The organism is Rhodococcus sp. 06-235-1A, from assembly GCF_002258785.1.
GTDB lineage: Bacteria > Actinomycetota > Actinomycetes > Mycobacteriales > Mycobacteriaceae > Rhodococcoides.
In genome coordinates, this window is record NZ_NOYI01000024.1 from 81,160 (window position 1) to 95,980 (window position 14,821).

Annotated in this window: 1 protein-coding gene; it reads right to left on the bottom strand. The window is 64.8% G+C overall.

The genetic code is table 11. From position 1 onward, the window contains the following. Window positions 1-166 precede the first annotated feature (166 nt). Complete coding sequence (locus tag CH275_RS22645; RefSeq protein WP_218828817.1) at window positions 167-14,674, bottom strand: amino acid adenylation domain-containing protein; 14,508 nt, start codon at window positions 14,672-14,674, stop codon at window positions 167-169. Between the last annotated feature and the right edge of the window lie 147 nt (window positions 14,675-14,821).

Below are 14,821 nucleotides of genomic sequence, written 5' to 3' on the forward strand. Positions count from 1 at the left end.
CTGTTCCTCCCGCTCGACAACCGAGACGCTGTGATCGAATTTCTCGACGCACATCTCGAAACGCACGCGCGAACACGCGCGAAACGCACACTTCTCTCTACGTTCGCACACCTGGTGTACCCGAATCGAATCGCTTCGAACCCACCGATACCGATCGGTCGTTCACTCAAACGTCGGATCCGATCACCGACTGCGAAAGCTCGATCAGGGCCGCCACTTTCGCAGCGTATCCCTGGGCTCCGAGAGCAGGCAGGATGCCCGGAATCAACCCCGACAATGCGACCGTGACAAGTGCGTCCGGCTTCAGCGCAGAACCCATCGTCGTGGACACACTGTCGAACTTGTCGCGCAGTTGCCCGAACGTGACGGCCTTCCCGTCGTGCTCGACGGCGGTCAGATCCGGCTGTTCCACTGCCGCCTCGGCCACCAAACGCGGTAGGTCTGCGACCGATGCCGCCTTCTTCTTCGGAGCGAACATCTTCTTCTCTCGCTCCGTCGAGATGTCGATCTCGCGCAGCACGACGGAAGCTTCGCTGGTGACCGTATCGAGGACCGTGGCGAATCGTTCCGCCATGGTCTCGATGGTGGAGCGTTGGAACAGTGCGGTGGCGTAGGTGAACACTCCGCGCAGGCCCACCAGCTCCCCATCGGTGTTCACGTCCTCGAACACCGTGAGCTGAAGATCGAACTTCGCCTGATCGGTGTCGATGTCGACCGGTTCGACTGTCACACCGGGGAGTTCCACTGCACCAGGCGCACGGTCCGCGAACGTCAGTAGAACCTGGAACAGCGGGCTGACGGACCCGGTCCGCGGTCGGCCGAACGCATCGACGAGCATCTCGAACGGGACGTCGGCATGGCCGAAGGCAGCGAGGTCGGTTTCCTTCGCCTGGGCGACGAGATCGGCGAACGTTTCGTTCTCACGCACCTGGGTCCGCAGGACCAGAGTGTTCACGAACATCCCGATGACATCGTCGAGTTGTCGTTCTCCGCGCCCGGCAACGGGTGTTCCGATCACGATGTCCGAGGAACCGCTCAGCCTCGCAAGCAGGACGGCGAGCGCACTGTGCACCACCATGAACACCGTCGCGCTGGTCGACTTGGCTGTCTCTGCCACCTGCCGAGCAACAGTGGACCCGACGGTGAACTCGACGCGCGCACCTTCCGTCGACGGTGTCCTCGGACGACTCGAGTCGAAGGGCAAGGACAACTGTTCGGGCACGCCCGCCAGTTGCTCCATCCAGTAGCTGATCTGAGTGGATATGACGCTGGACGGATCGTCCGGACTGCCGAGAACGTCGCGTTGCCACAGACCGAAGTCCGCGTACTGGATCTCCAGCGGTGGCCAGGCCGGTGCTTCCCCGTGCACCCGCGCGGAGTAGGCGGTCATGACGTCCCGGACCATGGGCCGCATCGAGAAGCCGTCGGCACTGATGTGATGCGCCACCATCGCCAGCACGTGATCGTCGGCGGAGACCTCGAACAGAGCCACACGAATCGGAACGTCGGAGGTGACATCGAAGCCCTGGCCGAAGAACGCGACCAGTGCACCTTCGATTCCGGTCGCATGGAGCGTGCTCGCGTCGAACGGCAGTTCGGCGGCGTCGGCGTCGAGGATCTGCTGGACAGGCCCATGCGGAGTCTCCGGGTACACGGTTCGCAGAACCTCGTGTCGCCGGACCACATCGCCGACCGACAGTCGTACCGAATCCACGTCGAGAGCGCCGCGGATACGAAGGGCGACCGGGATGTTGTACGCGGCCGAATCCGGATCGACCCTGTTGATCGTCCACATGCGCTGCTGCGCGAGAGACAGCGGAATCGCGTCGGGGCGCGGGCGGCGAGTCAACGGGGCTCGCGCGCCCTCGCCCGACAAGGGCGCAACCCGAGCCGCCAGAGCAGCGACGGTCGATGCCTCGAACACGAGGCGGACAGGAACCTGGGCGTCGAGCGCAACACCGAGCCGGGCGACCACCTGGGTTGCGACGAGCGAATTTCCGCCGAGCGCGAAGAAGTCGTCGTCGAGCCCGACCCGGTCCACGTCGAGAACCTCGGCGTACACGCTCGCCACGATCTCTTCGATCGGTGTCTTCGGCGCACGGAACTCGGTGGAGTCGAGAACCGGTGCGGGCAGCGCCTTACGATCGAGTTTGCCGTTGACGTTGCGAGGCAACACGTCCAGCACGACGAAGTCCGACGGCACCATGTACGACGGCAGCGCCTGACCGAGCTCGGCTCGGAGTTCGTCCGCCTCGACCGTGGCATCGGCGTCGGGAACGACGTACGCCACGATTCGGTCACCGACCACGTGGTGTTCTCGAACGATCACGGCGGCGTCGCCGACACTGTCGAGTTGCCGAAGGACTGCTTCGATCTCGCCGAGTTCGATGCGGAATCCACGTAGCTTGACCTGGAAGTCCGCACGCTCGACGTACTCGAGCATCCCGCCGGCGGGGTGCGAACGCGCGGACCAGCGCACCAGATCGCCGGTGCGGTACATCCGACTTCCTGGACCGCCGTACGGATTCGCGGTGAACCGTTCCGCCGAGAGGTCTGCGCGTGTGTGGTAGCCGCGGGCCAACTGAACGCCCGAGAGGTAGAGCTCCCCTACTACGCCGACGGGGGCGGGGTGCAGACGCGAGTCCAGTACCAACACCTGGGTGTTCCACTCCGGTGCGCCGATCGGCACGACGTCCACATCCGAGTCCGTCACGCGGTGCGCGGTCACCGACACCGCTGCCTCCGTCGGCCCGTAGAGATTGAACAGCTGTGCGGTGTTACGCGCGGTGAACTGCTGCGCGAGCGCGGCCGGAAGTGCCTCGCCGATCGCCAACACTCGCGAAAGGGTATGCGGCAACGTTCCGTTACCCACGGACATCAACATCGACAGCATGGACGGAACGACGTGCAGCGTGGTCACTGCACGTTCGCGCAGCAACTCGATCAGATAGTCCGGATCCTTGTGCCCGTCCGGTTCGGCCACGACCAAACGTGCACCCGACGTGGGGGCAGACCAGAACTCCCACACCGACAGATCGAATGTCGCCACGGTCTTGAGCAGCACGGCGTCGTCGACGCCGAGACCGAATTCCTCGCGCTTCCACAGCAATTGATTGACGATGGCGCGGTGCGGAACCGAGACACCCTTCGGGCGCCCCGTGGAGCCGGACGTGAAGATCACGTACGCGGTGTTCGAGGCACGCAGAGGCGCGAGTCGATCACCGTCGGTCAAGGGTTCTGCCGAGCAGTCGGAGAGGTCGCAGACATCGAGCTCGATCACCGTCGCCGTGGTCGACATCGCGGAGGTGTGCTCGGACGTGGTGACGATGCAGATCGGGTCCGCTGTGTCCAGGATGTGAATGTTGCGCTCGGCGGGTTGATCGGGGTCGATCGGAACGTAGGCTCCGCCGGCCTCGACGATTGCGTACATCGCCACGACGAGGTCGATGGATCGGCGAAGGGCGAGACCCACCAGAGCCTCGGGACCGACGCCGTGACGCACCAGATGCCTCGCGAGCCGACTGACTCGGGCAGCGAATTCCGCGTATGTCAGTGCGTCCGATCCGAATTGGAGTGCGGTCCGCTTCGGGTTCTCGGCCGCGGTGCGGTGAAACAGATCGACCAGCGTGGCCTGGGTGTCGGTCGCGCGAGCCGTGTCGTTCCATGCCGTGAGGACCTGCGTTCGCTCGTCCGACCGAAGTATGTCCAGGTCCGCCACCGGACGTGTCGGGTCGGACGAGATATCGGCGAGCAGCAACTCGAAACGCTGCACGAAGCTCCGGGCCGTCGATTCCTCGAACAAGTCCGTTGCGTAGGTCATCATCGCGGACAATCCGCTGCCGCCGGCGTCGTCGCCCGAGTCGAACACGATCAGGTGCAGGTCGAACTGGGAGTTGACGGATTCCGTCTCCAGGGTGGAGACGGTCAACCCACTGAGCTCGAGCGTGCGCTGAGCGAAGTTCTGGAACGAGAATCCCACCTGGAACAGCGGGTGCCTGGCCGTGGAACGGTTGGGGTTGAGTACTTCCACGAGCCGCTCGAACGGGACGTCGGCGTGGGCGAACGCGTGCAGATCGACCTCTCTGGCCTGTGCGAGGAGGTCTTCGAACGATGCACCGTGGTCGACGTCGAGGCGCAGGACCAGCGTATTGACGAACATGCCGATCAGATCTTCGACCGCTTGCTCGGTGCGTCCGGCGATCGGAGTGCCGACGGCGATGTCCGAGGTTCCGGTCAGTCGCGCGAGCAGAACCGCGAAGGCGGTGTGCACGGCCATGAACACCGTCGCGTTGTGCGTACGCGCCAACTGCTGCAGCGAACGATGGGTCTGCCCGTCGATGTCGAACTCGATCCGTCCGCCGCGGAAGGACTGATTCTTCGGTCGAGCATGGTCCGTCGGCAGATTCAGCTGATCGGGCAGATCGTTCAGTGCTGCGCGCCAGTACGAAATCTGCTGCGCAGCCTGCGATTCCGGATCGTCCTCGGATCCGAGAGTACGCCGTTGCCACAACGCGTAATCGGCGTACTGCACCGGCAGCTGCGGCCACATCGGGTCGCTACCGTCGGACCGAGCAGCGTACGCAGCCATCAGGTCTCGGGTCATCGGAACCATCGAGGAACCGTCGGCTGCGATGTGATGGGCAACCATCGCCAGGACGAACTCGTGCTGCGCGACTCGAAAGAGCCTGATCTCGAGAGGGATTTCCCTCGTGACGTCGAAAGTCCGCGAGACGAATCGGTGAACCGCACCGACTACCTCGTCGCCCTCGACATCGACAACCTCGAAGTCCCGCTCCGCCTTCGACGCCGGTAGTACTATCTGCTGGGGGCCGTCCGGGGAATCGGGGTACACGGTGCGCAACGATTCGTGTCGCTCGACGAGGTCCGCAAGTGCACCACGCAACGCCTCGACATCGAGCGGCCCACTCAAACGCAGCGCGAACGGAATGTTGTACGCCGTCGACTCGGGGTCGAATCGATTGAGGAACCACATTCGCTGCTGGGCAAGCGACAGCGGAATGCGTTCGGGCCGCCGATCGGCCGTCAACGGCGTACGGCCACCCGACCCGGAGTGCCGTTCCACCCGCAGGGCAAGGGCGGCGACGGTCGACGCCTCGAACAGGGCGCGCACCGGGACCTGGGCGTCCAGTGCGACTCCGATCCTCGAGACCACCTGCGTCGCGACGAGCGAATTTCCCCCGAGTGCAAAGAAGTCGTCATCCAGACCGACTCGGTCGACACCGAGGACGTCGGCGAAAGCACCGGCAACGATTTCCTCGACCGGAGTTGTCGGAGAACGGAATTCCCGTACCTCGGGAGCCGGTTCCGGCAGGGCACGCCGATCGAGCTTGCCGTTGACCGTCAGCGGGATGGCGTCGATCTCCACGAATGCCGAGGGCACCATGTACTCGGGCAGCATCTCGGTCACTCCCGAACGCACCCGGTCGATGTCGATCGGGCCCGGTCCCACCAAGTACGCCACCAGCCGTGCCGACCCGGGCGTGTCCTCGCGGACGATCACGGCGGCTTGTGCGACTGTCGGCTGAGCGGCGACGGCAACCTCGATCTCGCCCAGCTCGATCCGGAATCCGCGGACCTTGACCTGATCGTCGCTGCGCCCCAGGTATTCGAGATCGCCGCCGACGCCCCACCGAGCCACATCGCCTGTGCGGTACAGCATCGACCCCGCTTCACCGAACGGATCCGCGACGAATCGACTCACGGTCAGATCTGCTCGACCCAGGTACCCGCGCGCCAACTGCTTTCCGGCAACGTACATCTCACCTGGCACGCCGACCGGAACCGGGTTCAGTCTTCCGTCGAGAACGTAGACCCGCAGACCCGCGATGGGCGATCCCACCACCGATGCCGAAGCAGATGCCGCCAGTTCCGCCGTGAGTTCGCGATACGACACGTGCACTGTCGTCTCGGTGATGCCGTACATGTTCACCAACCGCGGCGATCGGTCACCGTGCCGATCGAACCAACCGGAGAGGCGTCGTAGCTCGAGTGCTTCACCGCCGAAGATCACGTACCGCAGAGCCAGCTCGGAATCGGTGTTCCCCTTGGCCCTGTCGGTTTCGGCAAGTTGATGGAACGCCGACGGAGTTTGATTGAGGACGGTGATGCGCTTCGACACCAGGAGTTCGTGGAAGGCCTCGGGCGAGCGTGAGGTGTAGAAGTCGACGACCACGAGCGAGCCGCCGTGCAAGAGCGGCCCCCACAGTTCCCAGACGGAGAAGTCGAAGGCGTACGAGTGGAACATCGACCACACGTCGGAGGAGTCGAACCCGTACGAGGACGCCGTGTTGGCGAACAGGCGCAGCACGTTTCGGTGCGGTACCAGGACCCCTTTGGGCCGGCCGGTGGAGCCGGACGTGTAGATGACGTACGCGACGTTCGCGGGCCGAAGTGTCGTGGTGCGCTCGTCGTCACGGATCGGTGAATCGTCGAGATCGGTCAGATCCAAGCCGACGATATCCACCAGAGGTACGCCCTCGGGACGAGCGACGAGATCTCCGGTCGAGAGCACACAGACCGGTCCGGCATCGGCCATCATGAAGTCGATGCGCTCGGGTGGATAGTTCGGGTCGACCGGCAAGTAACCACCTCCGGCCTTGACCACGGCGAGGAGTGCGACGATGAGATCGATCGACCGTGGAAGAGCCACGGCCACCAGCGTTTCCGGGCCGACCCCCACCGATATCAAGTGTCTCGCGAGACGGTTGACGCGGCGGTCGAACTCTGCGTAGGACAGCGTCCGATCCTCGAACGTCACAGCAGGCGCGTCCGGGAATTTCGCTACCTGATCATCGAAGATGTCCACCAGCGTCGACGGGCTGTCGGGAACTCCGTCGCCCGACGCGTTCCAGCGTGACACCACGAACTCGCGCTCGAAGTTGTCGAGTATTTCTATGTCCCCGACGGTGATGGAAGGATCGGCAACCACGGCGTCGAGGATCCGCAACAACCTGTTCGCGAATGCGGCCACTGTATGCTCGTCGAAAAGGTCTGTCGCGTAAGTGAATTCAGCAGCCATGCCCTGTCCGCGGCCGTCGGCTCCGACCGACTCGGACAGAGTCAACTGCAGATCGAACTTGGCCACCGCGGCATCGAGCTCGATGGTGTCGATTCCGAGCCCGGGCAGGTCGACGTGCGTGGTGCGCAGATTCTCGAACGACAACACGACCTGGAACAGTGGGTGCCTGGCCGTGGAGCGGACCGGATTCAGTACCTCGACCAGCCGCTCGAACGGTACGTCCGCATGCGCGAAGGCACCCAGCGCCGAGTCTCGCGCAATCGCGAGCTGCTCGGTGAACGAGCGGGCCGGATCGACCGGTGTTCGCAGGACCAAGGTGTTGACGAACATCCCCACCAGGTCGTCGACCGCCACTTCACCGCGACCGGCGACCGGTGTTCCGATCGCGATGTCCTCGGTTCCTGACAGACGCCCCAGCAAAACGGTCAATGCCGAGTGCACCACCATGAACAACGTCGCATTGTTCGCACGTGCGATTTCGAACAGCGCGCGATGGGTGCGGGCAGGGATCGAGAACCTCGTGCGGGCTCCGCGGAACGTCTGTTGCGCGGGACGCGGGTGATCGAGCGGTAGCTCCAGCTGATCCGGCAGCCCGTCGAGCTTGCTCTTCCAGTATTCGATCTGTGAGGAGATCAGCGAAGCCGGGTCGTCCTCCGAGCCCAGCACGTCCCGCTGCCACAGTGTGTAGTCGGCGTACTGCACGGGCAGCGGTATCCAGTTCGGGTGTTCCCAGGCCGTGCGCGCCGCGTACGCGGTCATGATGTCGCGTGCCACCGGCCCCATCGACCAACCGTCTGCCGAAATGTGGTGCACGACAATGGCGAGAACGTGCTCGGTCGAATCGACCTCGAACAGGGTGGCACGGATCGGGACGTCGGCCGTGACGTCGAAACCTCGCGATGTCAGCGCGACGACTTCGTGCTGAATGTTGTTCGCGTCCACCTTGATCGGCAGTAGGCTCGGCACGATCTGGGCAGCGTCGAGCACCACCTGATGGGGACCGTCGATGGAGTCCGGGTACAGCGTTCGCAGCGACTCGTGTCGATCGATGACATCCATGATAGACACCTGCATCGCCGCGACGTCGAGTTGTCCGGACAACCGGAGAGCGAAGGGAAGGTTGTAGGTCGCGGAGTCGGGCTCGAAGCGGTTGAGGAACCACATCCTCTGCTGCGCCAAGGAGAGCGGTATCCGGATCGGACGTTCGCCCGCGACCAGAGCACGACGACTTCCACTACCGGAGTGCTGTTCCACCCGCACTGCCAACGATGCCACCGTCGACGCCTCGAACAGCATGCGAACGGGCACGGTCGTGTCGAGAGCGACGCCGAGTCGCGACACCACCTGGGTGGCTATCAGCGAGTTGCCACCCAGATCGAAGAAGTCGTCGTCGAGACCGACACGTTCGACACCGAGCACATCGGAGAACACGTCGGCGACGATCTCTTCGATCGGCGTCGTGGGTGCTCGAAACTCCTTGACCTCCAGGACCGGCGCAGGTAATGCCCGCCGATCCAACTTGCCGTTCACTGTCAGAGGGATGGCGTCGAGCAGAACGAATGCCGACGGCACCATGTAGTCGGGAACCTGTCCGGAGACCGTGGCACGGACGTCCTCGACGTCGTCGATCGGTCGGTCCGCCACCACGTAGGCAACCAGACGAGCAGCACCGGGCGAGTCCTCCCGGACCACGACGGCCGCCTGGGTGACGCTCGGGTGCGACGTCACCGCCGCCTCCACCTCGCCCAGCTCGATGCGGAATCCACGAACCTTGACCTGATCGTCCGAACGACCGAGGTACTCGAGCTCGCCTGCGGCATTCCACTGCGCGAGGTCACCCGTTCGGTACAGCAGCGATCCCTCGCCTGCTTCGGACGTGAAGGGGTTCGCCACGAAGCGAACCGACGTCAGCTCTCGGCGCCCCAGGTAACCGCGAGCGAGTTGTCCACCGGCAACGTACATCTCGCCGGGCACACCGACCGGAACCGGGTGCAGTCGGGTGTCCAGTACGAACACCCGCAGTCCGGCGATCGGCTTGCCGACCACCGACGCGCTCGTCTCGACGGACGCGGCATCGAGCGCACGATAGGACACGTGCACGGTGGTCTCGGTGATGCCGTACATGTTCACCAGCTGCGGCGTTCGGTGCCCGTGGCGCTCGAGCCACCCGGTGAGCCGCCGTTGTTCGAGGGCTTCGCCGCCGAAGATCACGTACCGAAGACACAACTCACCGTGGTCGGTCGGCGTGGTGCGATCTGCCTCGGACAGCTGATAGAACGCAGACGGCGTCTGGTTGAGCACCGTGACCTGCTCGTCGACGAGAAGTCGGTGGAAGGCCTCCGGCGAGCGCGAGGTGAAGTAGTCGACGACGACCAACGTGCCGCCGTACAGCAACGGGCCCCACAGCTCCCACACCGAGAAGTCGAAAGCGTAGGAGTGGAACATCGTCCACACGTCGTCGGCACCGAAACCGTAGACCGAATCGGTGTTGTCGAGCAGTCGAACGACGTTGCGATGTGGAACCATCACGCCCTTGGGACGACCGGTCGAACCCGAGGTGTAGATGACGTAGGCGACGTTGTCGGGCCGCAGCGAATGCGTCCGATCGTCGTCGGTGACGGGATCGCCCGACACCGACGACAGATCGACGGTGTCCATGTCGAGCAAGGCTGCCCCGGTGCGGGATTCGGCGTCCGACGGCAGTTCCACCCGCTCCGCGCCGGAGAACAGCACGGTCGTCGGCCGCGCGTCGTCGAGCATGTACTCGACTCGGTCGAGTGGGTAGCTCGGGTCGACCGGGAGGTATCCGCCGCCGGCTTTGATCACCGCGACGAGGGCGACAACGAGCTCGGCCGACCTCGGCAGCGCGACGGCCACCAGGCTTTCGGGGCCGACGCCGTGGGAGATGAGAACGCGGGCAAGACGATTGGCCTGTGCATCGAACTCTGCATACGTCATCGACGAACCATCGAAGCGCACGGCGACGGCATCCGGATGACGCGCAGCAGCAGCGTCGAGCAGATCCACCAACGTCAGGTCCCGAGAGACGTCGTCCCCCGAGACGTTCCACTCCGACACCACGGACCGGTGCTCTGCGGCGTCCACGATCGTGACGTCGCCGACCGGCACGGTCGCGTCCGTGGTGATCGCGTCCAGAATCGCCAGGAACCGACCGGCGAAACTCTCGACGAGATCTGCGTCGAACAGTTCTGTGGCGTACTCGAACACCGCGTCGATACCCGCGGGAACCCCGTCGTCGAGATGCTCGGTCAGCCAGAGCTGGATGTCGAATTTTGCGATGGGTACGTCGAATTCGGCTGCAACTGCCCGCAGACCACCGACGGTGAGTTCACGAGACATCGCCGATTCCAACGAGATCGCGACCTGGAAGAGCGGGTGCCGGGACGTCGATCGCACCGGGTTCAGTACCTCGACGAGGCGCTCGAACGGTACATCTGCGTGTGCGAACGCCGACAGGTCGGTGTCGCGAACCCGCGCCAGGAGACCCTCGAACGTCAACGCCGGATCGACCTCGGTACGCAGCACCAACGTGTTGACGAACATGCCGACCAGGTCGTCGAGCGCGGGCTCGCCACGACCCGCCACCGGCGCACCGATCGCGATGTCGGTGGTGCCGCTGAGGCGGGCGAGCAGCAGCGCGTACGCCGACTGCATGACCATGAACAACGAGGCGTTGTTCGCACGGGCCAGGTTCGCCAGCGAGGCGTGCAGATACGCCGGAACGTCGACGCGCAGCTTGCTGCCTGCGTTCGAGGACACGGCGGGGCGTGGCCTGCTCGACGGCAGCGCCAATTGGTCCGGCAGATCTTCGAGAGTCGCGCTCCAGTAGGCGATCTCCCGTGCCGCCAACGACAGCGGATCGGTCTCGGGTCCGAGCACCGCACGCTGCCACAGCGCGTAGTCGGCGTACTGGACCTCGAGTGGCGTCCACTCGGGTGCACGACCGTTGATTCGGCTCGAGTAGGCCACGAGCACGTCACGCGCCAATGGACCGAACGACGCCCCGTCGGCGGCGATGTGGTGCAGCACCATGGCCAATTCGTGCTCGGTCGGCGAGATCTCGAAGAGTGCGATTCGGAAGGGGGTATCGACCGTCACGTCGAATCCCTTCGCAACCAGTTCGTGCAGGCGTCCGCCGAGTTCGTGTCGGTCGATGCGGATCGGCAGAATCGTGGCCGGGGTGCGCGCCGCTGTGAGCACCACCTGTTCGGGTGAGCCGTCCACCTCCGGGTACACCGTGCGCAGCGTCTCGTGTCGGTCGACGACGTCTGCGAATGCGGCCGACAGGGCGACCACATCGAGAGGCCCGGTCAGACGGACGGAGAACGGCAAGTTGTATACCGCGGTGGTGGGGTCGAAGCGGTTGAGGAACCACATGCGCTGTTGCGCAGGCGAGAGCGGAATGCGCGCGGGCCGTTCCCGCGATTCCAGTATCGGGGTGTCGGATCCGAGCCGGGCCGCCGACTCGGCCCTGGCCGCCAGTGCGCCGACGGTTGGCGCCTCGAACAGTTCGCGGACACCGAGCCGAACGCCGAGAGCGCTACCGACTCGGGTCACCAGTTGCGTGGCGATCAGAGAGTTCCCGCCGAGCTCGAAGAAGTCCTCGTCCAGACCGACCTTGGACGCCCCGAGCAGATCCTCGTAGATCCCGGCGACCACGTAGTCCGCTCGACTCTGTGGGGCTCGATACTTCTTCGCGCTGCTGAACACCGGTTCCGGCAACGCTTTTCGATCGAGCTTGCCGCTGGTGTTCAGCGGCAAGGCGTCGAGGACGACGACCGCTGCAGGCACCATGTACGACGGCAGAGCGTGGCCGGCGAATTCGATCGCCGCGGAGGATTCGACGGACCGTCCTGGAGCCGCGACGACGTACGCCACCAGTTGATCACCGGTGACCGTCGCCGCCACCAATACCACTGCCTGCGAGATGGATTCGTGGGAGAGCAGGACCGTCTCGATCTCGCCGAGCTCGATGCGTTGTCCGCGGAACTTGACCTGGAAATCGGTCCGGCCGATGTAGTCCAGTACTCCGTCGCTGCGCCAGCGCACGAGGTCGCCGGTACGGTACATCCGCTCCCCGCCCACACCGAACGGGTTGGCCACGAAGCGGTCCGAGCTCAGATCCGGTCGACCCACATAGCCGCGTGCGAGCTGAACTCCGGCCAGATACAGCTCGCCGGATTCGCCGATCGGGGTGGGGCGCAGTCGACTGTCGAGGACGAACGCCTTCGTGTTCCATTCGGGCACGCCGATGGGTACGGTGCGGGTGTCCTGCGCGCTACTGGGGTGATAGGTCACCGAGACGGCAGCCTCGGTGGGGCCGTAGAGATTGTGCAGCCCGGCTCGGCACATCGCGCGGAACGACGCCGCGGTCTCGACCGGCAGCGCCTCTCCGATCACGAACACGTGGCGCAGCGAACTGCAGGTGTTCACCGGGGCGTTGGCCACGAACACCGTCAGCATCGACGGCACGAAATCGGTGACCGTGACCCGATGTTCGGCGATCTTGTTCGCCACGTAGACCGAATCGCGATGACCGTCGGGAGTGGCGAGGACCATCGTCGCGCCGACCCGCAGCGGAAGGAAGAATCCCCAGAGCGAGACGTCGAAGGTGGTGGCCGTCTTCTGCAGATAGACGTCGGACGCGTCCATCGGATACTCCGCGAGCATCCACTCCATCTGATTGTGGATTGCCGAGTGCTCGACGGCGACACCCTTCGGCCGTCCGGTCGAGCCGGACGTGTAGATCACGTAGGCGGTGTTCGAAAGCCGCAGGGGCGCAGTGCGTTCGGCGTCCCGGATCGGCGCCGAGGACCGCGAGCCGTAATCGAGGACATCGACCGTTACCGTCTCGGTTCCCTCGGGCAGCGCAACGTCGTCGTTCGAGGAGATCAGCACGCACCGCGGCTGTGCGGAGTCCAGGATGTACGCCGTGCGCTCGGCCGGGTGGTCGGGGTCGATCGGCACCCAGGCACCGCCTGCCGCCACGATCGCGTACATGCCGACGACGAGGTCGAACGAACGACGAATCGACAGTCCGACGAGCGTCTCGGGACCTACGCCCATGTCGATCAGGTGGCGGGCGAGCACGTTCACTCGTGCCGAGAGTTCGCCGTAGGTGAGCGCCTCGCCCTCGTACACCAGGGCTGTCGCGTCCGGGTGTGTGGCGGCAGCCGCCTCGAAAGCGGAGAGCAGCGTGCGCGGTTCGGTCTCGTGCTCGGTGGCGTTCCACTCGGCCACGACCTGTTCGCGTTCGACGCCGTCCGTCAGTGCCAGATCCCACACCGCATCCTTCGGACCCGACGCCACGAAGCGTGCGAAGAAATCGACGAAGCGCTCGTGGTTACGTCCGGACTGCTCCGGTCCGTACAGGTTGGGGTTCGACTCGAAGTCGATGTGGGTGACGGACCCGGCAACGCTGGTGTACAGGTTGAGCCCGAAATCCTCGATGAGGCCGGTCGAGAGGATGTTGATGCCGCCGACCATCGAACCGAGGCGCACCTCGCCGAAGAACAGCATGATGTTGACCCACGGGCCGAAGAACGAAGCCTGACCGCTGGCCGAGCCGGCATCGCGCCGGATGTCCTCGTGCCGGTATCGCTGATGACGCAGAGCGCCCGAGACCTCGGCGTTGACGCGCGCGAGCAGCGTCTCGACGGTGGTCTCTCCCGACACATCGAGCCGCAGAGGCACGACGTTGGAGACCATGCCGCCGGAACGGCGAAGTACTGCAGTGGTGCGCGCGGTGACCGGAAGCGACAGCACGACGTCCTCGCGTCCGGTCATCTGGGCGAGGTAGGCGGCGAAGCCGGCGATGACGATCGTGGCCATCGTCGTGTCGGTCTCGACCCGAAGAGCCTCCAGCCGCTCCATCGTCTCCGGGGACAGAGCTGTGCTGTCGATCTGGCTCTTCGCCGCGGGCGCAGCCGTGTGCCCGGCGAGGGTGGTGACACCGTCGATGCCGTCGATGCGCGACGCCCAGTACTCGCGGTCGGCCTCGAAACGGGTCGAGTCCCGATAGGCCACGTCCAAGTCGTAGACCTTGGTCAGGTCCGATGCCAGGTTCTTGCTCGGTTCGGTGCCCTCGACCGCAGCGGTGTACAGCTCCGCGGCACGGTTCATGAACGTGACGGCACCGAATCCGTCGAGGACCACGTGATGGACTCGCTCGTACCAGAACCACACGTCGTCCGCGAGGCGCAGGACCGTCGCGGCGATCAGCCGGTCTCGAAGGATGTCGATCGGCGCGCTGTAGTCACCGTGCATCCACGCCAGGGCCGCGGAACGCGGGTCGGCCTCGGCGCGCAGATCCAGGTAGTTCAGAGAGTCGTCGAGAGTGGGGTCGACGATCTGACGGGGCTCGGCCTCGACCTCGACGATGCGGACGAATCCGGACTGCAGCTCGAGTGCAGCCTGCGAGGATGCCCGGCGGAGCAACTCGACGTCGAGCTCGCCGTGCAGCTCGATGTACTGGGCGATGTTCGCGGGTACCGAGGGGTCCACATGCTGCGCGAACCACATTCCCAATTGGGCCGGTGACAGGGGGAACGACGAATGCTCAGGACTACCGACTCCGTCGTCGTGTCCAGCACCTTCCACACCTAGCGGGTCCAATCGAAGCCTCTCTTTCCCACAATCACACGCGCCCCCACCGACCGCCGAACCGACGACGCACCGTGGGCACCGAACACATCGAGCAAGTTGACTACTTCGTTCTCTATTTTCTCACCGGCGACAACTCGAAGTTACCTTTCAGTACAT